This window comes from Shuttleworthella satelles DSM 14600, assembly GCF_000160115.1.
Classification (GTDB): Bacteria; Bacillota; Clostridia; order Lachnospirales; family Lachnospiraceae; genus Shuttleworthia; species Shuttleworthia satelles.
The window spans coordinates 294,255-321,156 of the sequence record NZ_GG665866.1; the positions used below are offsets into that span (position 1 = coordinate 294,255).

Sequence of the window (26,902 nt, forward strand, 5' to 3'; positions counted from 1 at the left end):
GGACTCTTCAGACTCTTTTCTCTGCCCAAACTGTCATCTCATGCGAGACCAATCATGCGAGACCGAAGACTTCCTCCAGCTTCTCTTCCCTGACATCCGTGCCGATCACAACCAGACGTCCGGTATAATCTGGCTCACCGGTCCTGATCTCATACTCCCCGTCGACCAGGTCAAAATAGAGCCAGGTGCCGTCTTCACAGGGCACAATCCCCTTGGACCGGACAATGTAGCCATAGTCCTCGGTCTTTGCAAAAGCCCTCATGGCGTTTTCAATCGTCTCCCGGGCAAAGACATGCGGCGTCTCCTTTCCCCAGGTCGTAAATATCTCATCCGCATGATGGTGGCCGTGCCCGTGGTCATGATGGCAACAGCCGTGCCCCTCCCCATGCTCGTGATCGTGGTGACAGCCATGGCCTTCCTCATGTTCATGGTCGTGATCATGATGGCAGCAAGCATGGCCCTCCCCATGCTCGTGATCGTGGTGACAGCTATGGCCTTCCTCATGTTCATGGTCGTGATCATGATGGCAGCAAGCATGGCCCTCTCCGTGCTCGTGATCATGATGATGGTGTTCTGCCTCCTCCTGCTCATGATGCAAGGATGCCAGGGCCTGTACCTCCAGGGAATCCTTACCCTCAATCGCGGACAAAAGCACCTTGCCGGTCAGCTGATCCCAGGGTGTGGTAATTACTGTAGCCTTTGGATTATGCTCCTGAATCTGTCTGGTGCAGAACTCCAGCTGCTCGGGACTGGCCTTCTGACTGCGGGAGAGAACAATCGTCGTCGCGTGCTCAATCTGGTCAATAAAGAATTCCCCGAAGGCCTTGAGCTGCTTGGAGGCCTTGAGCGCATTGATCACGGTCACCAGGGCTCCCATCTGACAATCCATGGTCTCCGCCACTTCCATGACAGATACCATAACGTCCGACAGCTTGGCCACACCGGAGGGCTCCACGAGAATCCGGTCCGGATGATAGGTCTCAATAACCTCTCTCAGATTCGCTGTAAAATCGCCGACCAGCGTACAGCAAACGCAGCCGCCGTTAATCTCAGACACGGTGATTCCTGTCTCCTTGAGAAAACCGGAGTCGATGCCGATCTCACCGAACTCATTCTCAACAATAACGACCTTCTCATCCTTTAAGGCGTCGCCGATCAGCTTCTTCATGAAGGTCGTCTTGCCCGCTCCCAAAAATCCGGAAATAATATCAATTTTGGTCTTAGCCATTTTTCTTCCTTTCTCAGGAAGGAGAACACGCAGCGACAAGCAGGCTGTGCGCTCTCCTCTTCGTCAGCTCTCTGCGTCCGCCTACCGCGGAGTCGGCAGATAAGTTGTGCTCCATCAAGTTAGCCACCAGAACCTCTGGTGGCTAATCTATACTTCTATCCTATCACCTCTGTCAAGTGTCTTAATCTTTACATGCGCTCCGGCGCCGCAAATCCCAGGAGGTCGATGCTCTTCTCAAGGATCCTCTTCGTCAGTGAGAGCAGGGCAATCCAGGAGGCCTTTTTCTCCTCATCCTCCTCAGACAGAATTTTCGTCTCGTGATAAAAACGGTTGAAGGCATTGGAGAGCTCATAGATATAGGCGCATAACTTGTGAGGCGCCAGCTCCTCATAGGCAGTCCTGAAGTTATCTCCGAAACGGGCCGCCAGCTGCATCAGATCCTTTTCGCTGGGCGAAGCCGGAGGCAGAACGCGAAGGCCCTCCAAGGAATTCTCCTCCTCATAGCGCTTCAAAATCGACTTGATGCGCACAATGGTATAGAGAATATAAGGGCCGGTGTTACCCTCCGCGGAAGTAAAGCGGTCCAGATCGAACACATAGTCCTTGGAGGCCTGGTTCGAGAGATCCCCGTATTTTAAGGCGGCCAGACCGACGATCTCCGCCGTCCTGCCGGCTTCCTCTTTCTGCATATGACCGCCCTCCAGGATCTTCTCCAGCATTTTTGCGTTGACGTCGGCGAGCAGATTCTCAAGGCGCATGACCCCGCCGTCTCTGGTCTTAAAGGGCTTTCCATCCCTGCCGTTCATGGTTCCAAAGCCCAGGAATACCAGCCCGGTCTCCGGGGGGACAATTTTCGTCTTTCTGGCTACGCGGAAGCACTGGGTAAAATGGAGCTCCTGGCGCTTATCCACCACATAGATGATCTCATCGGGCTGATAGCGCTCCTCCCGCATAACCAGGGTGGCCAGGTCTGTCGTGTTGTAGAGCGCTGAGCCATCCGACTTCAGAATCATACAGGGAGGCATCTCCTTTGTGTCTGACCCCTCCGCCACATCGACGACAAGGGCCCCCTCGGAGAGATAGGCGAATCCATCCCTCTTCATTTTCTCTACCATAGCCGGAATATAGGGCTGAGCATCGGACTCTCCCATCCAGAGATCGAAGCTGACCGACAGCTTCTCATAGTTCTTCTTTAAATCGCTGACAGAGACACGAAGAATGTGTTCCAGAAGAGCCTGATAACCCCTTCTCCCCTGCTGCAGTTCATTGGTCGCCTGCATGGCAGCGGCATGGTAGCCCTCATCCTCCTTGGACTTGCCTGAGGCGCAGGGGTAGATCTCCTCCAACTCCGAGATGGTAAATGGCGCCTCCTCAGGGTAGGCCCCCTGATAATCCGCATCGAAGTAGACTAGGTCCGGCTTGCGCTCACGCAGCTCCGTGATAATCAGACCCATCTGAAGACCCCAGTCTCCCAGATGAATATCCCCCAGGACCTGATTACCCGCGAAACGGGCAATCCGCTTGACTGCCTCGCCGATGATGGCGCTGCGCAAATGTCCCACATGCAGGGGTTTCGCCACATTTGGCCCGCCATAATCGATAATAATGCTTCTGGGATTCCTCTCCTTCTCAAGACCCAGGCGCTCCTGATCTGCCGCCATCTGATTGGCATAGTCCGCCAGAAAGTCCCCGGAAACCCTGATGTTGAGAAAGCCCGGCTTGACGGATTCTGCAGACGCAAACATCTCATCGCCAGACAGGCAGTCCGCTATTTCATCCGCGATCATAAAGGGGGCCTTGTGGTAGGTTTTAGCCCCCGCCATAGCGCCGTTGCACTGGTATTCGCACAGGTCCGGCCGGTTGGATACGGTCACCCGGCCCAGCTTGCGGTCATATCCGGCCGCCTCAAAGGCGTTCGCGACCCGCTCGCTAATCAGTTCAAGAAGCTCTTGCATAGATCATCCTCACATCCATTGGTAGGGGGCCCTTTCATCAGCCCCTCATCAAGCGCAAAATCAGGCACAAAGCATCATGCCTGTTATCCCACAAAATCTGTTAGATTCTAGCATAACCCGCCCCTTTTGTCACAGAGCCGGGGCCTTCCCTTACTTATCTCTGTAAGCCCAGGGCATTTATTCCTTATCTCGGCAGGCCAGGTCCACCTCTTCTTCATCTCAGCCTCACTCATTCCTGCTGAAGTCATCTGTTTTAAAAATAATATTGCGATACTTCCAGAGAAGGACTTTTAAGAGCCAGCCCAGCAGGCAGACCGAGATCAGCTCTCCCGCGCCGACGGTTAAGGCTAAAAACCAGAAAGCATCTCCCAGGCCGCCGGCATACTTTAAGACCAGAGGAATGATGATGGCGTTGGCGATCACCGGGGGCAGGGTCGCGAGAAAACCCTTCTTTCGAAGCAGGTAGCTGAATACCGCCGCGATCAAAGTCGCCAGACTCCCGAATACAATATCGGCCAGTCCCGCCCCGGGGACAATGATATTGGCGATCAGGCAGCCGACAAAAAGCCCCGGAACCGCCGCCGGCGTAAAGACCGGCAGGATACAGAGGGCTTCTGAAATACGAACCTGAATGGCCCCGCTGGCCAGTCCGAAGGCGGAAATAAAGACGGTTAAAACGACATAGATCGCCGCAATCATAGCCGCCTGAACGATAAACAGGGTACTGAGTTTCTTTTTGTTCATTTGTAATCTCCTTAGTTTTGTTTTACGTGTGGATGGTTTCGAACACACGGCAGGGACTATCTGTCCCACTTATTGCTCAATGCATCGATCTGATCGGCGAACTTGCCCAGATCCTTGTTGGCCCCTCCCTCAGACCGGCGAATGACTGCCATAAGCCTCTCTCCCGCAGCCACAAGGCGACCGAAGACGGCAGAAGTCGTACGCGCCTTCCCCGGGGCCTTCTCCCTCTTGACATGGCTTCCGACGGCGACCTGATCTCCTGTGATCAGGTCAAAGCTGTCCCCGGAATAGGGAGCATAGCTGTCATAGCCGTATGTCTCCTTGATCGCGGCGGCAAAGGCATCCGTCACCTGATCCTCTCCGTGTACGACAAAAACCCTGGACGGAGCCTCCTTAAACCCGCCAAGCCACTCCAGAAGCATGTTCCGGTCGGCGTGGCCGGAGATGCCGGGCAGCTCGCAGATCTGAGCCCTGACCTCCACTTCCTCTCCGAAGAGTTTGATGTGTCTGGCTCCATTTAAGAGGTTGTAGCCCAGGGTTCCCGGAACCTGATAGCCGACAAAGATCACGGAGGACTCCGGCCTCCAGAGATTGTGCTTCAGATGATGGCGGATCCGGCCAGCCTCACACATACCGGACGCGGAGATGATCAGCTTGGGTTTCTCATCGAAATTGATGGCCTTGGACTCCTCAGAGGAGACCGCCACCCGCAGCCCCGGGAAGGCGATGGGATTGATCCCCTTCTGCACCAGCTCCAGGGCCGCCTGGTCAAAGCACTCCGAGACAGACTTGTTGAAGACATTCGTCGCCTCCACCGCCAGAGGAGAGTCCATATAGACCTCGAAATCGGCGTAAGGAGCGGGAATCAGCCCCTCCTCCTTGATCCTTCGGATATAGTAGAGCAGCTCCTGGGTTCTTCCCACGGAGAAGGCCGGAATCACGATGTTTCCGCCCCTCTTTAAAGTGTCCAGTATCACCTGGGCAAGCGGGACCGCGAAGTCCTGAGGCTTGTCGTGAACCCGGTCCCCATAGGTGGACTCTATCAATACGTAATCCGCGTCTGTCACGTGCTCCGGATTCTTGATCAGCGGCCGGTCATGATTGCCGAGGTCTCCGGAAAATACGATCTTGCGCTCGATCCCATTTTCCCTGAGCCAGATCTCAATGAAAGAAGACCCCAGCAGATGTCCAGCGTCATTGAATCTGACTTGAATCCCCTCGCTGACCTCTATCTTGCGTCCATAGGCAATTCCCTCAAAGAGCTGCAGCGTCTTTTCCGCGTCCCTGCTTGTGTACATAGGCTCTACCAGCTGTCCCCCGCTTCGCTGCGCCTTGCGGTTCTTCCACTCCGCCTCCTGCTCCTGAATATGGGCGGAATCCTTGAGCATAATATTGCAGAGCTGCCTGGTCGCCTCTGTGGAAAAGATCGTTCCCCGAAAGCCGTGTACATAGAGCAGGGGCAAAAGGCCGGAATGATCGATATGGGCATGGGTCACAAAAATATAGTCCAGATCAGACGGATTGACCGGAATCTCCTGATTCTCATAGATATCCGCCCCCTGTTCCATACCGCAGTCCACAAGGAACTTCTTATCCCCTGCCTCCACATAGTGACAGGATCCGGTCACCTCATGCGCGGCTCCAATAAATGTAATTTTCATCCTTCCCCCTCTCTGCTCCCCTTTTCGGAAGTTCCTGTTCTCTTGTCATGCCTGGTCAAATGGATTTCTACTTCCCTCTCATCCCTTTCATAAAACCGCTCCTTTTCACCTTCCTCCCGGCCGACTTGCTCCAGGTAATCAAATGCCGGCAGATAGCAATTGGCCCGCTTCCAGACCAGGCGCTCCGGGATCTCCCTCCCCTCAAAGCGGCTCTCATCCATATTGTGAAAGAGGTCCGCCATCTTAGTTCTGCGGGCCAGGGGATTGACCGCCAGTCTCTTGATATAGTCCAGATAGGGCATGCTCTTGTCATGGGTCAAAAGTTCCACCGCGTCCGCGATTTCATCTCCAAAGATCGACCGGATGTCCTCGACGGTCGCGGAAGAATCCTCTACCGTATCGTGGAGCCAGGCAACGCATTTCTCCTTGGGGTCGCGAAGAAGCGAGGCCACTGTGCGCGGATGCTCGATATAGGGCACCCCGCATTTGTCTGTCTGTCCCGCGTGGCACCTCCTGGCATAAGCCTCTGCTGCTTTGACCAGTTCCAGATCGGTCATGCTCTCACCTCGTCCAGAATCTACGTTTGCTGCTACCATTATAGCCGAAAGAAATCCCCCTGTGTTTCTCCATCGGGAATTTTCACAGGGGGTAACCGGTTTTGATCTACCAGGAAGAACCGCCGCCGCCGCCGGAGCCGCCCCCGGAGAAACCTCCGCCGGAGCCGCCCCCAAAGCTTCCGCTGCCGAAATCTCCCCAGGAGGAGGAATCGGATGCCGGAAGCGTGACAGACGCGTGATAGATATCGTGATTGACCGCGTTCATCAGGCTGGAAAAATAATAGTAGTCCCAGAAGGCATCTCCCCTGTCAGCACCCGCCAGATAGGACGGAGCAGGCATGGTAATGTCCTTGAATTTGTCCATCCAAACCTTCGATACGCCCAGAACATAGGCAAAGGGGATAATGTTGTAGAAGTACTGGGGATTCTCATCCACCAGCATCTGCAGGCGATCTTTCTCAGCTGTCTGCAAAAAGGTCCGGAAGCCCAGGATCCGCCCGTAGATCTCATCTCCCTTGCTCGTGCGCTTGGGCATGAAGTGCATAAAGAAGGCGATGATCAGAGTGGCCGTGATTGCGACCAGAAGTCGAAGCAAAAGTCCTCCGGTAAAATAATTGAAAAAGCCTGCCAGAGAGGATAAAAAGCTCTTCCCCGCATAGAAGATCAGAGCCAGAAATATCCAGGAGCTGGCAATGCGCCACAAAAGGGCCGGAATACTGAGTCCGCTGACCCCGCCGACACTGATGCCTCCGATCCTGACCAGTCCGGCGACATGGACGGCAACAAAGCTCATAATCGCCGCGACAATCAAGCCGCTGATGAAAGAGGCCAAAGTCGAAGCTCCCTCCGCGTTAAGCCCGCTGAAAATGGCCACGAAGGAAATCAGAGCCACGAAAATCAGAAGGATCGCGTCGATCAAAAACTCCTGGTTCGTGTAATTCTCCTCCTTTACCTTGGAGTGTAGATTCTCCTGTCTCAGAATCTCCTCGCAGGTCTCATGAAAGCTGCCCTTTAAGTCGGAATGCTTGACCTTGCTTCCGGATTTAAAGAAGCCCTGCATGAAGAGCCGCTCGCTCTCGTTGCTCCCCTTGTAGTGGGATACGCGCTCAAAGCTGATATTTTTCGTAAGGCCCCCGGAAAAGGGAAGACCCCCTCCGCTTTCTCTCTTCTTATCCCGGATGATCAGATAGCCTTCATTGGCCAGGTAGGGGATCAAAGAGGGAATATCCGACATACTGACCTTGCCGTGATAGGCCATGGCTACATCCAGACTGTTGTAGCCCTCCGGCGGGTAGAACTGGACACTCTCCACAACCTTTCTGTCATTGCCGAAGATGAACCAGAAAATCACCGCCACAAAAATGCCTAAAAGGGCAAGTCCGATGACCAGAAAGAGACTGTAGTCCACAGGATAGGTGTAATAGCCCTCCGGCAGAGTCATACGGACGGTAAAGCCCTGATTGCTCTTCAGCTGGCGCATCAGCTTACCTTGGACCGTATTTCCCTTGATCTGATAGAGTGTGTCTCCCGTTCGGCCGCTTCCATATCCTCCGGAGGTAAAACCAAGGCTCTTCGCCTGGTCCTCGGTGATCTCCTTTGGCATCGTAATCTGAAAGCTGACATTGCCGATCGTTGTATTCCAGCTGGTTCCGATCAGATTATAGTAAAATTCATCCGCTCCCTTCAGAGTATCCTTGCCCAGCTGATAGCGGTAGGAAATGGTATAAGTCTTGGGACCGTAGACATAGGTGCCTGCATCCCCCATCTTAATCCTGACCTTTCCATTGGACCTCTCCACACTGGACTTGACATTGGCCCGGACATCCGTCACCCTGGCCCGAAAGCTGCTTGAGCTCCCGTCCTCTCTCCGATAAGTCCCCGTCGTCGGAATCGTGCGGATCAGACCATGCTTTTGACTTGTAAAATAGGCCGCAAAGGTCTCTTTGACCTCATAGGTATTATCCTCCTTCACCTGGACATCTACGTGATAGGAATCCATCACATAGCCATCCGCCAGGCCGTCGCTGCCATCGTGACTCGGAATCAAATCCTCACTGGGAGACAGGTCCAGCTTGTCCGTATTCCCAAAGACATTGTCCGCGGCATGGGCGGGCATGCCGAACAAAAGACACGACTGCAGCAGGAGTCCGAGAGCAAGGATAACAGCGCCAAGCCCTCTTCTGCGCATTCTGTATTTCATCCCGTCTCTCCTTCTACTGTTCAAAATCATTTCCCGCATAGAGTTTGGCCGGGGGCAAATGAAGCATATCGGCGATCAGATTGCCCGGAAAGGTCTCAATTCTCTGATTGTAGCTTCTGGCGCATCCGTTGAAATAGCGAACGGCGTATTCCAGATCCTGATCTTCCTTCTTCTTCTCTTCCTCGGTCATCCCCTCCGCCTGCTTGCTCTCATAAGTCCTGCGGACAGACTCCATGGTGGCCAGAGCTTCCTCTGTCTGTTTGCGCAGACGCGAGATGCCGTTATAGCTGACCACATAGGCCACGATCGCCGCCAGAATGATAAGGCCGACAATTACAGCGATAAATACCATTTCATTTCCTCCTCGTCTCCCGCATCATAATACACAGACGCCTCGTCTGCAATTCTTACGCTTTTCAGAGACCAAACCCGCATAGCTTTCAGCAGCTGAATCTGATCAGTCCTGACCCTCCTGCGACTGAGGCAGCACCGTTCGCATCGTCACCCTGGGGCCTCCCCTGTGCTCGATGTAGTCCTCTGTAATCTCCACCTCTCCGATGTCCGGATCCTTGGGGATCTCATACATGATATCCATCATGTACTCCTCGATGATGGAGCGCAGGGCTCTGGCTCCCAGTTCCTCTTCAGCCGCTTTTCTCGCGATGGCGCGGAAGGCTCCGTCTGAGAAGGTCAGCCTGACTTCATCCAGGGCCAGGAGCTTCTGATACTGCTTGATAATCGCGTTTTTCGGTTCCGTCAGAATGCGGACGAACATATCCTCATCCAGCTGTTCAAAGGCCGTGACAATGGGAAGTCTCCCCAAAAACTCCGGAATCATGCCGAAATTGCGCAGGTCCTCGCTCCGAACCTTCTCCAGGATGTGGATATCCTTACCGACATCCCCTCTGAGCTCTGAAGTAAAGCCCATGGAGGAACGCTTGGAGAGCCGCTCCTTGATAATGTCCTCAAGGCCCGGAAAAGCGCCGCCCACAATAAAGAGAATATTCCTTGTGTTCACGGTCGTCATGGGCACCATTGCGTTCTTGGAAGAGGCCCCCACGGGTACCTCCACTTCCGCCCCCTCTAAGAGCTTGAGCATCCCCTGCTGCACGCTCTCTCCGGAGACATCCCGCGAGTGGGTGTTCTTCTTCTTGGCCAGCTTGTCGATCTCATCGACAAAAATGATCCCCTGCTCTGCCCGGTCTACGTCGTTATCAGCGGCGGCGAGAAGCTTGGAGACCACGGACTCAATATCGTCTCCGATATAGCCGGCCTCCGTCAGAGAAGTGGCATCCGTGATTGCTAAGGGCACATCCAAAAGTCTGGCTAAGGTGCGAACCATGTAGGTCTTTCCGCTTCCGGTCGGCCCGATGATCAGAATATTGGACTTCTCGATATCAACTCCGTCCAGATCCTCAGGCGTTCCCAGTTCTCTCTGATTCTCCTGCTCGGAGGCGATGCGCTTGTAGTGGTTGTAGACAGCCACGGAGATCATCTTCTTCGCCTTGTCCTGTCCCACCACATACTGGTCCAGCTGTTCCTTGATCTTATGTGGGGCGGGGATATCCTTGATATTCAGTGTGGGATAGTCGTCCTCATCCTTCTGCCCGTCGGCCCCGCTCTTCTCTCCCGGCTTCGTCCGCTTCTTGATCCTGGGGCCCTGGCCCATTCCCATCATGCCGCCATTGAAGAGGTCGCCCAGATTAAACATGCCAAAGCCGGGAAAACCGGCAAAGGGATTGTTCGAATTCTGTCCGGGGTCCTGATTGGGGCTGGTCTTAACTTCCTGGCCCGGGTCCTGATTGGGGTTTTCCCTGTCTTCTCCGGTATTTTGTTCCGGGCGGTCCTTAGGATCCGGGGTTTTCTCCCCGGAATTTCCTGCCGGGTTTTCATCAGACCCTTCAGACCTCCTGTCAGCGGTCTGCTCCGACTCCTGCCCCTGTGTCAACTGATCCTGTCGCAGGGGGCTTCCGTCCGGGTTGACCACATCTGACTCCAGAGCATCCCGATCGGGACTTTTCGGATCTGTCTTCCCGGAGACGCCCGGCATCATCTGCTGCAGCAAGCCGGGATCCATGGGAAAGCCCATCCGCTCGATTGTCTCAAGGCTCTTTTGCATACAGTCGGCGCAGATGGTCAGATTGCCCGGCAGATGGATCATCTTGCCGGCGACGGAAGAATTGCGGTGGCATACACTGCAGATCTCCTCATAATTCTTGTCATCAGACATATATTCCCTCTATCTCCTACAGATATTTCTTTACTCTTTCTCGTTTTCATCCCGCAGAGCGAGACCGGCCTCCGATCAATCCAACTGTCTTCATTCTGCCTCTTCATTCCCTGCCGCGTTCTCGATCACCTGGTCCATCAGGTCCCAGATATCCTCTCTTCCCTGTTTGGTCAAAGCGGAAAAGGGGATGATGATGGTATCCTCATCCGCCTTGAGCTCCTCTTTCATCTGCCTGAGCTGGCCCGGGATCTGCGATCGCTTGATCTTATCCGCCTTGGTCGCGATGACAATGGCCTGATAGCCCATATACTGAATCCAGTCGAACATCTGCTTGTCATTGGCATTGGGCCTGTGACGAATATCCAGCAAGAGAAAGACCGCCGCCAGCTGCTCTGACGTGACCAGATACTTCTCAATCATCTTCCCCCAGGCCTCCTTCTCTTCCCTGGAGACCCTGGCAAAGCCGTAGCCGGGCAGATCAACGCAGTAGATCTGATCGTTGATCCTGTAGTAGTTGATCGTCTGCGTCTTGCCCGGCTGAGAAGAGGTCCTGGCATAGGACTTGCGGTTCATAAGGGCATTGATCAGAGAGGACTTGCCCACATTGGATCGTCCTGCAAAAGCCACTTCCGGCAGCTGATTTTTGGGGAGAGCGGATGTGACTCCCGCCACCGTCTCCAGTTCCACACTGCGGATGACCATCATTGACTCGCTTTCTGGGCCAAAAGCATGTTCTCATCCACCATCTGATCCGTGACGGTCAGCTCCTTGACAGAGTCATCGCTTGGAATCTCATACATGGAATCCATCATGACATTCTCCATGATGGAACGAAGCCCTCTGGCTCCGGTCTTGCGCTCGATCGACTTTTTGGCGATTTCTCGCAGGGCCTCCTCCGTGAAGGTGAGCCTGGTGTCATCCATGGCAAAAAGAGCCTCATACTGCTTGACGAGACTGTTCTTAGGCTCTGTCAGAATGTGTATCATGTCCTCTTCTGTCAGCTGATTCAAGGCCACGTTGATGGGCACGCGGCCGATGAACTCGGGGATCAGGCCGAACTTGACGAAATCCTGAGGCAGAACCTGTCTTAAGAGATCTCCGATCCTCCGATTCTTCTTGTCTACGATATTGGCTCCAAAGCCCATGGAACCGGCTTCAATCCGCTGCTCGATGATCTTCTCCAGTCCGTCGAAGGCGCCGCCGCAGATGAAGAGAATATTGGTGGTATCAATCTGGATCAGCTCCTGTTGCGGGTGCTTGCGCCCTCCCTGGGGCGGAACAGAGGCCATGGTTCCCTCGATGATCTTGAGCAGGGCCTGCTGCACTCCCTCTCCGGAAACATCCCTGGTAATGGAGACATTCTCAGATTTCTTGGTAATCTTGTCGATCTCATCAATATAGATAATTCCAAGCTGCGCCTTCTCGACGTCATAATCGGCAGCCTGGATCAGCTTGAGAATAATATTCTCCACATCCTCGCCGACATAACCGGCCTCTGTCAGGGTAGTCGCGTCCGCGATCGCGAAGGGGACGCCAAGAGTCCGGGCCAGGGTCTGCGCGAGCAGGGTCTTTCCGGAGCCGGTGGGCCCCAGCATTAAGACATTGGACTTCTGCAGCTCAACGTCAGTTTTATCCCCCCTCATAATCCGCTTGTAGTGATTATAGACTGCCACGGAAAGGACCTTCTTGGCCTCATCCTGACCGATGACATACTCGTCTAAGAAGGCCTTTAGCTCCTTTGGCTTCTTCAGGTTAATCTCAAAGCTCTCCCTCGGCTTGGCAAAACGCCCTTCCTCGGCAAAATCCTCATCGATGATCTCCGCGCAGATATCGACGCACTCGTCGCAGATATAGGCTCCGTTCGGGCCGGCAATCAGCTTGCGCACCTCCGACTGGGTCTTGCCGCAGAAAGAGCAGCGCACCTCACCGTCTTTTTTCTTGTTTGCCATCTTGCTCCTCATTGATAAAGACATGGCAAGGGCATCCCTGACGGGCTACCCTTGCTCTTGCTTCCTGTGTTTCGCTTTAGCGGTGGTCAATAATCTGATCGACAATCCCGTACTCCAGAGCCTCTTTGGCGTCCAGATAGTGGTCGCGCTCTGTATCCGCCGCAACCTGCTCATAGGTCTTTCCGGTATTGTCCGCCAGAATCTGATTCATCTTGCGCTTGGTCTTTAAAATGCTCTCTGCGGCGATTTCAATCTCCGTCGCCTGGCCCTTGGCCCCGCCGGAGGGCTGATGAATCATAATCTCCGCGTTGGGCAGGGCATAGCGCTTGCCCTTGGCGCCGCCCGCCAAAAGGAATGCCCCCATGGAAGCAGCCATTCCGATGCAGATGGTTGAGACATCCGGTTTGATATAGTTCATCGTGTCATAGATGGCCATCCCGCAGGTCACCACCCCTCCGGGGGAATTGATATAGAGGTGAATATCCTTATTGGGATCCTCAGACTCCAAAAAGAGCAGCTGGGCCACAATCAGGGAAGCCGTCGTCTCATTGACGTCTTCGCCCAGGAAGATAATCCGGTCCTTGAGGAGTCTTGAATAGATATCATAGCTCCTCTCTCCTCTGCTGTTCTGTTCAATTACATAAGGCATTGATGCCATAGAAATCCCTCTCTTTCATAAGAGACGAAAATGCCCCCACAAGGGAGCATTTCCACCTCTGTCTGCCTGTGATGCGATTACTCCTCTTTCTCGGGCTCTTCTTTCTTGTCCTCTTCCTTCTTCTCTACTTCCCTGACATTGTCGTAAATCAGGTCAACCGCCTTCTGGATCGCCAGATCCTTCTTCATATTCTCACGCTGGGACTCATCGACCAGCTCCTTGACCTTGTCCAGCTCCATCTTGTAGCTGTCAGCCATCTTCTTGAGTTCTTCCTCGACATCCTCGTCAGAGGCGACAAGTCCCTCCGCCTTGGCCAAAGCCTCGAGAACCAGAGAGGACTGAATCCTGCTCAGTGCATCCGGGCGGGCCTGCTCACGGAACTGGGCCATATTCATACCGGTAAACTGCAGGTACTGCTGCATGGACAATCCCTGCTGAGCCATATTCTGAGAGAATTCATTCATCATCTGATCCAGCTGGAAGTCGACCATGGGATCCGGGATCTCCATCTCAGAAGCCTCCGCCAGCTTGGCGACAGCCTCATCCTGCTGGGTCCGCTTTGCCTGCTCCTTCTTGCGCTCCTCCAGCTTCTTCCTGACATCCGCCTTGTATTCATCGAGGCTGTCAAACTCGGAAACATCCTGGGCAAACTCGTCGTCCAGGTCCGGAAGCTCGGTTGTCTTGACCTCGTTGACCTTGACCTTGAAGCTTGCCGCCTTGCCTGCCAGACTCTTCTCCTGGTAATTCTCAGGGAAGGTGACATTGACCTCAAGCTCATCTCCGGCCCTATGGCCGATCAGCTGATCCTCAAAATTGTCAATGAAGGAACCGGAGCCGATCTTGAGATCGTAGTTCTCTCCCTTGCCCCCGTCAAATGCCTGTCCGTCGACAAAACCCTCAAAGTTGATGTTGGCTGTGTCACCCTTTTCAATGGCGCGATCTACGGTGACGGTACGGGAATTCTTATTGCGCTCCAAATCAATCTCCGTATTCACTTCATCATCTGTGACGTCCGTATCGATCTTGGTCACTTCGATTCCCTTGTAGTCAGCCAGCTTTACCTCCGGCTTCACGGCGACCTCGGCCGTAAAGATGAAGTTCTTGCCCTTCTCAAGCTGCTCAATATTGATCTTGGGCTGTGAGGCGATCTCTAAGCCGCACTCGTCATATGCCCTGGGATATTCCTTTGAGAGCAGGTCGTTGGCGGCATCATCATAGAAGACCTGGGGTCCGTACATCTTCTCAACCAGCTGTCTGGGCACCTTGCCCTTGCGGAAACCGGGAACGGAAATCGACTTCTTCTGCTTCTGATATGCTCTCTCAAGAGCCTTCTCAAGCTCAGCCGCATCGACCTCGACGGTCAGCTTCGCCATATTCTTCTCTAAATTCTCAACCTTAACGCTCATTTCCTGCTCCTCCTTGTCAGCCGCCGAAGCGCACGACGGGACACGTGTATTCCACTGTTTCCTCAGCACCTATCGCGAATCCGCGTATAAGTGCACAAACAAATGGGATTATAGCATAGGCCTTTCCTCTTCTGCAAACCCTCTGGACTGAATCACACGCACGACAGAATCGACATATTTCCGGCAGGTCTCCTCATTTACAGCCTCAACCATAACCCTTACCAAGGGCTCTGTTCCCGAAGCTCTGACCAGGATTCTCCCATCGTCTCCCAGAGCCTGTTCCGCCGCTCTGACAGCGGCCAGGACCTCTTCATCCTTCTGGGCGGCCTCCTTGTCCGTCACACGGACATTCTCCAGAACCTGAGGATACATGACGCAGTCCCCCGCCAGTTCTTTCAGGCTCTTTCCCTGCTCAATACAGGCCTCCATAATCTTTAAGGCTGTCAGGATACCGTCGCCGGTCGTCGCGTGCCGACTGAAGATAATGTGGCCGGACTGCTCCCCGCCCAGGGAGAAGTGATTGGCAGACATATTCTCATAGACATAGCGGTCTCCGACAGCCGTCTTCTCGTAGCGGATCCCGGCCCGGTCCAATGCCTTGTAGAGTCCCAGATTCGACATGACAGTGGTCACAATGGTGTTCTTGTGCAGCTGTCCGCGCTCATTTAAGAATCTGCCGCAGACATACATGATCTGATCGCCGTTGACCAGACAACCGTTCTCGTCGACAGCCAGACAGCGGTCCGCGTCTCCGTCGAAGGCAAAGCCGACCTCGCAGCCCTCGGCGATCACATAGTGCTGCAGGGCCTCGATATGCGTCGAACCGCACCTGTCATTGATATTGGTCCCGTTCGGCGTATTGTTGATCACATGAGTATCGGCTCCCAGGGCATCAAAGACAGATTTCGCCACACTGGAGGCGGACCCGTTGGAGCAGTCAATCGCGATCCTGCGGCCCCTGAAGGATCTGGTCTCCGTCGCGATCAGATAGCCCATATAGCGGTTTCGGCCGGCGGCGAAATCGACGGTGCGGCCGATTTTAGTCCCGGTGGCCAGGGGGAGTTCTCCCATCTTCCCGTCCAAATAGGCCTCAATCTTCTCAATGATATCATCGGACAGCTTCTCTCCCGCCCCGTTGATGATCTTGATCCCATTGTCATAGTAGGGGTTGTGCGAAGCGGAAATCATGACTCCACAGTCAAAGTCCTCTGTCCTCGCCTCGTAGGAGACAGAGGGCGTCGTCGTGACATGCATCAGATAGCAGTCCGCTCCCGTCGAGGTGATGCCTGCTGCCAGAGCGTACTCGAACATATAGGAGGACCGCCGGGTATCCTTGCCCATGACAATGCGGGTCTCCTCCCCCTCCTTCTTATTCCGGCTGTAATACCAGCCCAGAAACTTGCCGACGCGAAACGCGGCGTCAGCCGTCAGCACTACATTGGCCTCACCCCGATATCCGTCCGTTCCGAAATACTTGCCCATAAATCTACCTCACGCAAAAGAAAATCAACATCTGATCATCGCCGGGCGGTCGGCATATCCTCTTCTCGCCGGCTCCACATAAAGGCGAAGGCTATTATAACATTTCCTATGCGCCTGCCATAGCTGCGCCGCCCTTTGAGCTCCTGGAGGCCAGGTACTGGATCAGGACACAGACCGCTATGACCACGATGCCGATGATGTCCGTCAGCGCCCTGGGATCGATCAGCATAAGGCCTCCGAGGGCAAAGAGAACGCGGACGACAGGATGAATTCTAGCCAGAAGATACCCCTCGAAAGCAGAGGCGACGCCGAAGATCCCGATCAGGGAGGTCACCGTTATCTGAATAATCGTCGGCACCGTCGTATTGATCAAAAGCAGGGCCGGGTTATAGCAGAAGACATAGGGCACGATAAAGATGGCAATGGCCAGTCTCGAGGCGTTAAATGCCGTTTTCATGGGATTAGACCTGGCGATGGCGGATCCCGCATAGGCTGCCAGCGCGACCGGGGGCGTAATATCCGCGACAATACCAAAATAGAACACGAAGAAGTGGGCCGCCAGAGTCGGCACCCCCATGCGGATTAAAATAGGCGCCGTGGTCGCCGCCATGATGGCGTAATTGGCAGTCGTCGGCACCCCCATGCCCAAAACGATGCAGACAAGCATGGTCAAGAGCAGGGCGATGATCAGGCGGTTGCCCGCCAGCCCCACAATACCGTTTACAAGTTCATTTGCCAATCCGGTCATGGTGATAATGCCGGAAATAATGCCGGCCACGCCGCAGGCTGCTCCCACCGTAATGGAGGACTGGCCTCCTGCCATAAGAGCATCGACGATCTTGCCCGGCGTAATCCGATTGTCCTTGTGAAAGAGAGAGACCAGGATCGACAACAGGATACAGATGGCCGCCGCTTTCTGCATGGTCATCACATTGGCGGATACCCAGTAGACCAGCATGACCAGGGGGAGAAGCAGATAGATCTTCTTAAAGAGCTCTTTCACCCTGGGCAGGTTTTCAGGCTCTTCTCCCTTGAGGCCCAGCCGCTTGGCCTCCAGGTGCACAGTGATGAAAATCCCCGCGAAATAGAGAAAAGCCGGAATAATGGCCCGGCTGATGATATCAGAGTAGGGGACCCCGACAAAATCCGCCATCAGAAAGGCCGCCGCTCCCATAATCGGCGGCATGATCTGGCCTCCCGTCGAGGAAGCCGCCTCAACGGCCCCCGCGAACTCGGGGCGATAGCCGGTCTTTTTCATCATAGGGATGGTGACAGATCCAGTCGTCACGGTATTTCCTACCGAAGAACCGGATACCATGCCGCAGAGAGCGGAGGAGATAACCGCCACCTTGGCGGGGCCTCCCGAGAAGCGACCGGCAATGGAGTTGGCCAGGTCAATAAAGAAGCCCGAAATCCCTGTTCTCTCCAAAAAGGCGCCAAAGATGATAAAGATCACAATGTACTTGGACGCGACATTGACGGGCGTCGCGAAAATTCCCTCTTTCGTGTAGAAGAGATTGCGGATCAGATAGCGGACACGGCCAAAGAAGTCCGGATTGGTCAGACCATAAAAAGCCGCGTAGAGGATAAAAAAACCGGCCACTAAAAGGATGGGAATCCCGACACAGCGACGGGTCACCTCGATCAAAGCGGCAACAGCGACAATCCCCACCAGAATCTGAAGAACTGTGAAATGCGTTCCCTGGAGAACGATGCTCTTTGCGTTAAACGTGAAGTAGAGGTAGGAACCGGTCCCCAGAATGGTGAAAATCAGGTCATACCAGGGCATGTGATTCTCTCTCTGCTCACCCCTTTTGGCCGGATAGACCAGGAAGCCCATCATGATGATCAGGGCCATAAAGGAGGTCAGACGAATTTCCTCTAAAAATGTCGCAAACAAAGTCACATAAATGCAAAAAAGGGAAAAGCCCACCATAACGCACTTGATAACCAGACCGGGCCTGCCGGTCCAGATGCGGGTGTTGGACTCTCGGTCATACTTCTTCATCACGGCGTCGACTTCCGCGGACGACACCGTCTGATTCATATCGCTCATCGGGACTCCTCTCTCACTCTTCTGACTTCACAATGACGCCGTGTTCCGCGTAGTACTTAGCCGCTCCCACGTGGAAGGGGATATCGATCCCCTGCGTTGCAGATGATACGGACAGTTCCTTGCCCTTGGCATTTTCCCTGGCGATGTCCTGGCTGTGGTCAAAAATGGCTGCCGTCAGCTTGTAGACTGTATTCAGGTCCAGATTTTTTGAGACAAGAACCGTGGCCTTGATAGTCACCGTCTCGATCGGATCATTCTGCTTGGGATAGGTCCCGGCGGGCAGGGTCTGCGCGGCATAGAACTTGTTATCCGCCAGCAGACGGTCGCGGGTCGTTCCGTTAATCGGGACGATCTTTACCCCATTGGTTGTGGCCAGCTCGGTAATTGCCGTAACAGGAGCGCCAGCCACAATAAAAGCGGCGTCGATCTTGCCATCCTTTAAGGACTCCTTGGAATCCTCGAAGGACTGGTACTGGGGGCGAATCTCATCCAGGGAGATATCCGCCGCCTTCAGGACGTCTACGGCGTTGAAATAGACGCCGGAGCCGGCCGCGCCGATTGAGACGCTCTTGCCCTTTAAGTCAGAGACTGACTGGATCTTGTCGTCCATGGTGATGATCTGAACCGTCTCATTGTAGAGGGCCCCGAGGACGCGGAAGTCCCGGTTGGCGCCGGAGGACTCAAAGAGACGGGTTCCATTCCAGGCATAGGTCATGACGTCGGACTGGGCAAAGCCGAGCTGGTAGTCCCCATCAGAAATAGACTCAATATTGACCTTGGAGGCGCCGGTGGATACCGCCGTCACTTTAACGCCGGCGAAATTGGTCATATACTGAGATAAAACGCCGCCAAAGCTATAGTAGGTACCGGCGGTTCCGCCGGTTCCGAACATGAGGCGATTCTGGCTGCCGCAGGACGCCAGAAAAAGCGCCGCAGCCAGTCCCATGGCAAGCAGGCAGCCCGCGCGCGATCTCTTCTTCCTTGTCATACTCTCTCCTCTTCTTCATGTCAATCCGTGGCTTCTTCACGTCAATCTACGGCTTCTTCACAGCAATCCATGGCAATCAAATGTCCGCTCCGCGCACAGAAGATTTTTCCCTCTTCTTTCGGACGCAAAGCCCCTGTCATGAGGAAAACTTTGACTTCAGCCAATCCAGGCCGTCTGACAGGCGCTCTCTCCATGCTTCAAGACCAAGAGCGGCGCCCTGTCCCCCTGTCGTCCTCTCCTGATTTTGTTTTGGGTTCTCCCAGAACAAACCCTTCCCCGAGAGCAGCTCCTCCCGATGCTCCTGAATCAGAGGCAAAAGATCCTCTCCCCGATAGCGATCCCTCTCCTGATCCCTCGCAAATCCCCAGAGCAAAAAGGGTATGGGGTCTACATCCGCGGGAATGCGCCCCTGCCGAATCCAGTCAGAAGCCATCTGACGCAGTTTATTGCAGGCCGCTGTCAGATGTCTGCCCACAAGCTCCTCCGAAATCCCCATCGCCGCGGCGATCTCCTCCGGACTCATCGACAGCTCATAATAGAAAAATCCGGCGAGAGATTCGGGCAGATTCATAATACGCAGGGCCGTCACAAGGCGGTTTCCGGCCCTCTCGTAGGGATTGTTCCTGTCATCCTCCCCGCTCTGTGGCAGGCAAACCGAGGACAGAAGCTCCCTCTTGGCATAGCCCTGGCTCACGGTCTCTTTCTGCGCGAAAATTTTGCGGTAATCCTCCTCGTGTACCTGAGCCAGCATGGTCATTCCGCTCGCGGCCACGATGCGGTCCATCAGCTCTCCTGGGCCAACCCCCTCGCCAAGCATGGAGAGATACTGCTGGGCTCTGGCATAAGAAATCAGCAGAAGATCCAGCGTCAGCCGCTCATCCCTCATCAGGTAGGCGGCGGTATAATAGGCTCGGTCAATGGTCATCGAATACAGATCCGAGAGACTCTGCACCATATGAAAGCGCTCCCTTTCAAAAACATGCACACAATAACTTCTCTATTTTAGCACAGAAAAATTCCTCTCCTGAAAAAGATTTTCTGTCCTGCCAGGCCCGGACCTGTCAGCCGCATTCTCTCCTCTTTTCCCTCTCAGTTCTGGAAGCTTCCTGTGCTGATCTTCGGCACGGTAAAGCCCCTGGAGAAATAGTCTCCGTCCGACAGCTGATAGCTCCCGTCGGGATGACTGCTTCCATCCCTGTAATCGATTTCGATCCCGGGCTGCACATTGTAACAGAAGACGCAGAAGCTGACGCTCCTGCCGGCGTCTGAGACAGAGTAAGCCTCCATGAGCACGCCTCTGGCGACAAGCTCATTTTCCCTGAAAACGGGAGTCACCCGGTAGAGAAGGGAATTCCCTGTCCTCTTGACATAGGAAGCCGCCAGGTCCTCGAAGGGTTCCATCCCGCTCACATTCATATAGCGGGTTCCTGTGATCAGATTCTTGGGATTGGCGTTTTGGCCGGTCAGCTGATAACCGATCAAATGACAGCGATTGTAGAGATAGCGGTCTTTGATAATATCAGCGTATTTAATGGTATGCCAGCCGCTGGGCTTGACAGCTCCGATCTCCCCTCTTTTGGCTGTGGGCATGAGCTGCGGATTGATCTTTGCCCAGGCCACCCCGCAGCGTCCCATAGAATCAAGCTCAGAATAGGACTGGCCCGAAAGACCGTCTGTTTCCTCCCTGCTGAAGTAGGGCCGATTCCTGTGCATGACGGCAAAAGCGGACCCCTCATAGGCGGGAATGTCCGCCGGATCAAACTGGTCCCTGCTCTCCTCTTCGCCTGTGCCTGATTGACCTGACAAATCCTTCGTCTGTCCCTGCCGGCCGTCTTCCTCCCTCGAAATCTGGCTGCTGCTTTCCCTCTCGGATTGACCGGCCCTCAGCGCGGTTGAACCGCAGCCATTCAGGCCGACCAAACCGGCCAGCGCCAGTACGATCAGAAGTCCCCATCGCTTACTTCTTCCGCCAATCATGAACAAGCTCCCTTTGAATCGCTTTTCTTTGAATCGTTTTTTCTCTGAACTGCTCTTTTTCTCTGAACTGCTCTTCGAATCGCTTTTCTCTCTGAATCACTTTTGACAGTATTCCTTTTTCGAAAGCACTCCTTTTCAAAGATGAGCGCAAGAGAAGCGTGTGCGCGGGCCGTCAGCGAAAGGAGTCGAAAACACGGATCAATTTCTCCTCTAACTCGTCAAAGTCTCTCTCCTGAAAGATCAGAGGCGGCAGCATTCGGATGACATCCCTGCCTGCCGTCAGAATGACCAGCCCCTCCTCTAAGGCCCTGGCCGCCACCTGCCCCGGTTCTAAGGTCGTCACAAGCCCGCGCATAAAGCCAATGCCCCGATAGGAGCTGATGAAGTCATAGCGATCTGCCATGCCCTGGAGTATTGCTTCGAAATACGGTGACAGGGCTGTCACATGCTCCGGGATTCTCCGCTGTCGCATCAGACGGATCGAGGCGGTCACTGCCGCGCATGCCAGGGGATTTCCTCCATAGGTAGTCCCGTGGTCTCCGGGGACCAGAGACGTCTGAGCCAAGTCCTGGCTGACACAAAAAGCTCCCACTGGCAGGCCGAGTCCCAGGGCCTTGGCCGTGGTCAGAATATCCGGGCGGATTCCATAGTCCTGATAGGCGAACATTCGCCCGCTGCGCCCCATACCGCACTGAATCTCATCGACGATCATCAGAATGCCGCGCTCATCACAAATCCGGCGGATCCCGCGCAGGAATTCCCTGCTGGCCGGGATGATCCCTCCTTCTCCCTGCACGGTCTCCAGGATAATGGCGCAGACCCCTTCCTCCAGCTGGTTCTTAACGGACTCCAGATTGTTAAATTCAGCATAGCAGACCCCGTCCATCAGGGGATAAAAGGGGGTGCGATAATGTTCTGTTCCTGTGACAGATAAGGCTCCAACCGTTCTGCCATGGAAGCTGTGCTTCATGGCTATGATTTTCTGACCGGCCTTCGGGTTTTTCAGATAAGCATGCTTTTTGGCAGTTTTTAAGGCTCCCTCGATTGCCTCGGCGCCGGAGTTGGTGAAAAAGACCCGGTCCATACCGGTGACCTGAGTCACTGCCTCTGAGGCGGCCGCAAGCTGGGGCGTATAATAGAGATTGGAGCTGTGAATCAGCCGTTCCAGCTGCTCGTGCAGAATACAGTTATATTCCGGGTCACCATATCCCAGAGCCATGACCCCGATCCCAGAGCCCGCGTCCAGGTATTTCTTCCCGTCCGTATCATAGAGATATACCCCCTGCCCGTGGTCAAAGACGACGGGAAAGCGATTGTAGACATGAAAGAGGTTCTCTTCTGCCCTGTTAATGTATTCCTCCTGCTTCATACCGGTCCTCTCCTTATATTTTGTCAGCTGATACGGCATCATCAGAGAGCATGGCCGTGCCAACTCCCTTGTCGGTAAAGATCTCAAGAAGGAGGCAGTGGGCCAGGCGGCCATCCAGAATATGAACTCTGTTGACTCCGTTCTCAACCGCCTCAATACAATTGTTTATCTTGGGCAGCATCCCGCCTGTAATACAGCCGTCCTTCATCAGCTTGCGGGCCTCAGAGACGGTCAGCTCTGAGATCAGCGTCCTGGGATCATTTGAGTCCTGATAGACTCCTTCGATGTCAGTCAAAAAGGCCAGCTTCTCTGCCTGAAGCTCCCTGGCAATCGCGCAGGCAGCCGTATCCGCGTTGATATTATAGGTATCATAGTGATCGTCATACCCGATCGGGCAGACAATCGGAAGGAAATCCTTCTGCAGCAGATCCAGCAGAATCTTCGGGTGAACCTCCTTGACCTCTCCCACATAGCCGATATCCTGCCCCTTGGACAATTTCTTTGTCACCTTGAGCAGACCGCCGTCCTTGCCGGAGATTCCAACGGCGTGAACTCCCTGCTCCTCAACCATACGGACCAGTGACTTGTTGACGCGATTTAAGACCATCTCTGCGATCTCCATGGTTGGCTCATCCGTCACACGCAGACCGTTGATGAAGCTCGGCTTCATGCCGACCTTGCCGACCCAGCTGCTGATCTCCTTGCCTCCTCCATGGACAATGACAGGCTTAAATCCGACCAGCTTCAAGAGAACCACATCCTGGATGACGTCCTTTTTCAGCTCCTCATCCAGCATGGCGCTGCCGCCGTATTTAATCACAATCACCTTGCGGTTAAAGCGCTGAATATAGGGGATTGCCTCGATCAATGTCGCGGCCTTGTCCTGAATCTCTTCGATCTTCTTGTCTGAAATCGTGCCGTTTTCCATCTGTGTCTCTCTCCTCGAATCATCTCTTGCAGGTCCTATGATCGGTAGTCCGCGTTAATGGTTACATAGTCATGAGTCAGATCACAGCCCCAGGCCGTGGCCTCATGGTCTCCCTGTTTCATGTCGCAAATCGCCGTTACTTTTGGGGCGGTCAATATATCTGTCGCTTTTGCCTCGCTGTAATCAAGGGCGAGACCGTCCTTGACCAGCTGGATTTTTCCCTTTTCAGACGAGAAATAGAGGTCTACCCGATCCGGATCGAAGTCCACACCGGAATATCCCAGAGCGCAGAGTATGCGGCCCCAATTGGCGTCATGACCATAGATGGCCGCCTTGGTCAGGGAAGAGGTCACCACCGACTTAGCCAGAATTCTGGCCTCCGCGTCAGAGCGGGCATTTCTCACCTTGACCTCAAAGAGGCAGCTCGCTCCCTCTCCGTCCGCGGCCATCTGCCGGGCCAGAGAGCCGCAGACCGCTGACAGGGCCTTGACAAACGCCTCATAGTCCTCATTTTTCCTGTCAATTCTTCGGTTGTCTGCCTGTCCATTGGCGAGAAGCAGACATGTGTCATTGGTCGAAGTATCTCCATCCACGCTGATCATGTTGAACGTGTCCGGCACAACCGTTGCCAGGGCCTGCTGCAAAAGGCTCTGCTCTATGGCGCAGTCGCTTGTGATAAAACAGAGCATGGTGCACATATCCGGATGGATCATCCCGCTGCCCTTGGCCATACCGCCAATAGTCACCCTTTTCCCATCTAAAGTCAGCGTCACCGCAGCCTCCTTGGGAGAAGTGTCTGTTGTCATAATGGCTCTGGCTGCCCGATGACCGGCCACAGGGCCGGACTGAAGGTCAGAAGCCATAGCCCCGATTCCTGCGCAGATCCGATCCAGGGGCAGATCCATCCCGATCACACCGGTAGAAGCCAGCAGAACCTCCTCCGGCGCAAGTCCGAGGGCCCTGGCGGCACAATCTGCTGTCTTCCCGCAGACCCCAAGCCCCCGCTGACCCGTGCAGGCATTGGCGATTCCCGCATTGACGACAATGGCGCGGGCTGTTCCCTTCTCCCTGACAATCCGCCTGTCCCAGAGAACCGGCGCTGCCTTGACCACATTCCTGGTAAAGACACCCGCAGCCGCGCAGGAGCTGTCAGAGACCAGCAGAGCCATATCTACTCTCTCCCGGTACTTGATCCCCGCGGCAGTATGTCCGACGCGAAAGCCACTGGCAGCGGCAACGCCGCCCTCGATCACCTGATACATTGGCACCTCCTCTCCTGCCCTCTGATAAAACAATGCTCTATGCCAGACCCGACTGCCTGTTAAAGCGGGTGATATTCTCCCCGTTCAGGATAAACGCATAGGAATGAATATCTTCCCTTCGACTCCAGCCCTCTTCCCGCCAGAAGGCATTGCCCAGTTCGTTGGATTGAAAGGCAATCAGAATCACCTTATTGATGTGCTCCCTGCGCAGAGCCAGCATGGCGGCTGTCACCATGGCCCCGCCGATTCCTCTCTTGCGGCAGCTGTCAGCGACACAGACGTGATAGAAGCTTCCCTCTCTTCCATCGTGTCCGCACAGGACCGTTCCCACAATTCTGCCATCCATCTCCGCCACAATGGAAGTCGTCGGATTCCGGCGGATAAAGCGGGCAATCCCCTCTCTGGAATCATCGATGCTTCGCAGACCGAGCCCATGGATGCTCTTCCAGAGAGCAAGAACCCGATCATAGTCCTCTTCCCTCATGGTGCGAATTGTGTAATTGATCTTCGCTTCCATATTCTATCCTATTCACTCATACCATACGTTCATGTCGACATTCCCCTTGCCCTCCTGCTCCACCCTGCGGTAGAAGGCCAGGGCGGCCGCTGTAGCTGTGTCCCTGGAGATGTGCGCCAGGGCCAGACGGCCGCTGGTCGTCACTCTATGAAGATCCTATGAATTTTATTTCAGGGCTCTTCAGGCCTGCTTATCTTACACCTGTCTCTGCCCTCTTTACAAGTTCATTCTGCATATTCTTGCATTTTCACCAAATTTTTCTATCCGTATTTCTCCTTGTCATTTCATTGATTCGTCATTTTACGCTCAAAATATGTATTTTTATTCTTAAAATATGTATATTTTTACACTTGCTTGATCCGCTGATTTTCCTGTATATTTAGTTCAGTTCAAAAGAAAAAGCTGTCAAGAAAGGACATGTATCATGGCGAAAGACAAGGTTGTTCTCGCGTACTCCGGCGGTCTGGATACGACCGCAATCATCCCCTGGCTCAAGGAGAACTACGGCTACGAGGTCATCTGCTGCTGCGTTGACTGCGGTCAGGGAGAAGAGCTGGACGGACTGGAAGAGAGAGCCCGCTACTGCGGCGCGTCCAAGCTCTATATTGAGGATATCACCGACTCCTTCGCCGAGGACTACATCATCCCCTGCGTTATGGCCGACGCGGTCTATGAGAATAAATATCTTCTGGGTACCTCTATGGCGCGCCCCGGCATCGCCAAAAAGCTGGTTGAGATCGCCCGCAAGGAGGACGCCGTCGCCATCTGTCATGGCGCCACCGGCAAGGGCAACGATCAGATCCGCTTTGAGCTCTCCATCAAGGCTCTGGCCCCTGACATCGAGATCATTGCCCCCTGGCGTGATGACAAGTGGACCCTGGAGTCCCGTCAGGACGAGATCGACTATTGCAAGGCCCACGGCATTGACCTCCCCTTTGACGTTGACGAGTCCTACAGCCGTGACCGCAATCTCTGGCATATCTCTCACGAGGGGCTGGAGCTGGAGGATCCTTCTCTGGAGCCGGATTACAAGCACCTTCTGGTTCTGTCCAAGACCCCTCAGGAGGCTCCCGACGAGGCGGAGGAAGTGACTATGACCTTCGAGGCCGGCGTTCCCACCTCTGTCAATGGAAGGCAGATGAAAGCGGCCGACATCATTCGTGAGCTCAACCGTCTGGGCGGCAAGCACGGCATCGGCATCATTGACATCGTGGAGAACCGGGTGGTCGGCATGAAATCCCGCGGCGTCTATGAGACTCCCGGCGGCACCATTCTGATGGAGGCTCACCGCCAGCTCGAGGAGCTCTGCATCGACCGCGCCACCATGGAGGAGAAGAAGAATATCGGCAACAAGCTGGCTCAGGTCGTCTACGAGGGCAAGTGGTTCACTCCTCTTTCCGAGGCCCTGCGCGCCTTCGTACTCTCCACCCAGACCTATGTGACCGGCCAGGTCAAGTTCAGGCTCTACAAGGGCAATATCATCAAGGCCGGTACGACTTCCCCCTACTCCCTCTACTCTGAGTCACTGGCCTCCTTCACCACCGGCGACCAGTATGACCATCATGACGCCCAGGGCTTCATCACCCTCTTCGGCCTCCCCCTGAAGGTTCGCGCCCAGATGCTCGAGCATGTGGAGAAGAAGGCCAAGTCTAGGTAAAAGCGCTTGATCTTTTATGGGGATCATGGTATTTCCAGGCAATCATGAAGGCGGGGGCCGCCTTCATATGTGATCTGA

At 54.4% G+C, this 26,902-nt stretch carries 23 protein-coding genes; 1 reads left to right on the top strand and 22 read right to left on the bottom strand.

Annotation, left to right across the window (positions count from 1 at the left end):
* Positions 1-52: 52 nt before the first annotated feature.
* The 22 genes from GCWU000342_RS01400 to GCWU000342_RS10820 form a co-directional block, all read right to left on the bottom strand.
* Complete coding sequence (locus GCWU000342_RS01400; RefSeq protein ID WP_006905390.1) at positions 53-1,228, bottom strand: CobW family GTP-binding protein; 1,176 nt, start codon at positions 1,226-1,228, stop codon at positions 53-55.
* Positions 1,229-1,416: 188 nt separating this feature from the next.
* The gene (gene argS / locus GCWU000342_RS01405) at positions 1,417-3,183 is read right to left on the bottom strand and encodes an arginine--tRNA ligase (RefSeq protein ID WP_006905391.1); all 1,767 of its coding nucleotides are present in this window, start codon (positions 3,181-3,183) and stop codon (positions 1,417-1,419) included.
* Positions 3,184-3,408: 225 nt separating this feature from the next.
* Positions 3,409-3,927, bottom strand: a complete 519-nt coding sequence (locus GCWU000342_RS01410; RefSeq protein ID WP_006905392.1) for a QueT transporter family protein — start codon at positions 3,925-3,927, stop codon at positions 3,409-3,411.
* Between the two features lie 56 nt (positions 3,928-3,983).
* Positions 3,984-5,588 carry an MBL fold metallo-hydrolase RNA specificity domain-containing protein gene (locus GCWU000342_RS01415; protein WP_006905393.1) on the bottom strand — a complete coding sequence of 535 codons (1,605 nt, stop codon included), beginning with the start codon at positions 5,586-5,588 and terminating at the stop codon, positions 3,984-3,986.
* Positions 5,585-6,145 (bottom strand): HD domain-containing protein, encoded by a 561-nt coding sequence (locus GCWU000342_RS09850; protein WP_049921446.1) that lies wholly within the window; start codon positions 6,143-6,145, stop codon positions 5,585-5,587. Before GCWU000342_RS09850 ends, GCWU000342_RS01415 begins: the two co-directional genes overlap by 4 nt.
* A gap of 106 nt (positions 6,146-6,251) precedes the next feature.
* A complete protein-coding gene (locus tag GCWU000342_RS01425; RefSeq protein WP_045000101.1) occupies positions 6,252-8,345 on the bottom strand; it encodes a DUF2207 domain-containing protein in 2,094 nt (697 codons plus the stop codon).
* A 13-nt stretch (positions 8,346-8,358) separates the two neighbouring features.
* Positions 8,359-8,697 (bottom strand): LemA family protein, encoded by a 339-nt coding sequence (locus GCWU000342_RS01430; protein WP_006905396.1) that lies wholly within the window; start codon positions 8,695-8,697, stop codon positions 8,359-8,361.
* A 105-nt stretch (positions 8,698-8,802) separates the two neighbouring features.
* Positions 8,803-10,395 (bottom strand): ATP-dependent Clp protease ATP-binding subunit ClpX, encoded by a 1,593-nt coding sequence (gene clpX / locus GCWU000342_RS10110; RefSeq protein WP_156784502.1) that lies wholly within the window; start codon positions 10,393-10,395, stop codon positions 8,803-8,805.
* Between the two features lie 270 nt (positions 10,396-10,665).
* Positions 10,666-11,277, bottom strand: a complete 612-nt coding sequence (yihA, locus tag GCWU000342_RS01440; protein WP_045000517.1) for a ribosome biogenesis GTP-binding protein YihA/YsxC — start codon at positions 11,275-11,277, stop codon at positions 10,666-10,668.
* The gene (clpX, locus tag GCWU000342_RS01445) at positions 11,277-12,524 is read right to left on the bottom strand and encodes an ATP-dependent Clp protease ATP-binding subunit ClpX (RefSeq protein ID WP_045000103.1); all 1,248 of its coding nucleotides are present in this window, start codon (positions 12,522-12,524) and stop codon (positions 11,277-11,279) included. Before clpX (GCWU000342_RS01445) ends, yihA begins: the two co-directional genes overlap by 1 nt.
* Positions 12,525-12,600: 76 nt before the next feature.
* Positions 12,601-13,182, bottom strand: coding sequence for an ATP-dependent Clp endopeptidase proteolytic subunit ClpP (gene clpP / locus GCWU000342_RS01450; protein ID WP_045000105.1), 582 nt, complete (start codon positions 13,180-13,182; stop codon positions 12,601-12,603).
* A 77-nt stretch (positions 13,183-13,259) separates the two neighbouring features.
* On the bottom strand, positions 13,260-14,588 hold the full coding sequence (gene tig, locus GCWU000342_RS01455) for a trigger factor (protein ID WP_045000107.1): 1,329 nt from the start codon (positions 14,586-14,588) through the stop codon (positions 13,260-13,262).
* A 108-nt stretch (positions 14,589-14,696) separates the two neighbouring features.
* On the bottom strand, positions 14,697-16,070 hold the full coding sequence (gene glmM / locus GCWU000342_RS01460; RefSeq protein WP_006905402.1) for a phosphoglucosamine mutase: 1,374 nt from the start codon (positions 16,068-16,070) through the stop codon (positions 14,697-14,699).
* Between the two features lie 106 nt (positions 16,071-16,176).
* Entirely contained in the window at positions 16,177-18,126 is a 1,950-nt protein-coding gene (locus GCWU000342_RS01465) for a TRAP transporter permease (RefSeq protein ID WP_006905403.1), read from the bottom strand.
* A gap of 13 nt (positions 18,127-18,139) precedes the next feature.
* Positions 18,140-19,114: a TAXI family TRAP transporter solute-binding subunit gene (locus tag GCWU000342_RS01470; RefSeq protein WP_006905404.1), complete on the bottom strand. Its 975-nt coding sequence runs from the start codon at positions 19,112-19,114 to the stop codon at positions 18,140-18,142.
* 136 nt (positions 19,115-19,250) lie between these two features.
* Positions 19,251-20,069 (bottom strand): sigma-70 RNA polymerase sigma factor region 4 domain-containing protein, encoded by an 819-nt coding sequence (locus GCWU000342_RS01475; RefSeq protein WP_006905405.1) that lies wholly within the window; start codon positions 20,067-20,069, stop codon positions 19,251-19,253.
* A 134-nt stretch (positions 20,070-20,203) separates the two neighbouring features.
* On the bottom strand, positions 20,204-21,091 hold the full coding sequence (locus GCWU000342_RS01480; protein ID WP_006905406.1) for a DNA/RNA non-specific endonuclease: 888 nt from the start codon (positions 21,089-21,091) through the stop codon (positions 20,204-20,206).
* A 172-nt stretch (positions 21,092-21,263) separates the two neighbouring features.
* Complete coding sequence (locus GCWU000342_RS01485) at positions 21,264-22,460, bottom strand: aspartate aminotransferase family protein (RefSeq protein ID WP_045000112.1); 1,197 nt, start codon at positions 22,458-22,460, stop codon at positions 21,264-21,266.
* 13 nt (positions 22,461-22,473) lie between these two features.
* A complete protein-coding gene (argB, locus tag GCWU000342_RS01490; RefSeq protein WP_006905409.1) occupies positions 22,474-23,388 on the bottom strand; it encodes an acetylglutamate kinase in 915 nt (304 codons plus the stop codon).
* 35 nt (positions 23,389-23,423) lie between these two features.
* Positions 23,424-24,650, bottom strand: a complete 1,227-nt coding sequence (gene argJ / locus GCWU000342_RS01495; RefSeq protein ID WP_006905410.1) for a bifunctional glutamate N-acetyltransferase/amino-acid acetyltransferase ArgJ — start codon at positions 24,648-24,650, stop codon at positions 23,424-23,426.
* 37 nt (positions 24,651-24,687) lie between these two features.
* Entirely contained in the window at positions 24,688-25,167 is a 480-nt protein-coding gene (locus GCWU000342_RS01500) for a GNAT family N-acetyltransferase (protein WP_006905411.1), read from the bottom strand.
* A 12-nt stretch (positions 25,168-25,179) separates the two neighbouring features.
* The gene (locus GCWU000342_RS10820) at positions 25,180-25,311 is read right to left on the bottom strand and encodes a hypothetical protein (protein ID WP_006905412.1); all 132 of its coding nucleotides are present in this window, start codon (positions 25,309-25,311) and stop codon (positions 25,180-25,182) included.
* 280 nt (positions 25,312-25,591) lie between these two features.
* Between GCWU000342_RS10820 and GCWU000342_RS01505 the strand changes: the two genes are divergently transcribed.
* A complete protein-coding gene (locus GCWU000342_RS01505; protein WP_006905414.1) occupies positions 25,592-26,824 on the top strand; it encodes an argininosuccinate synthase in 1,233 nt (410 codons plus the stop codon).
* The last annotated feature ends 78 nt before the right edge of the window (positions 26,825-26,902 follow it).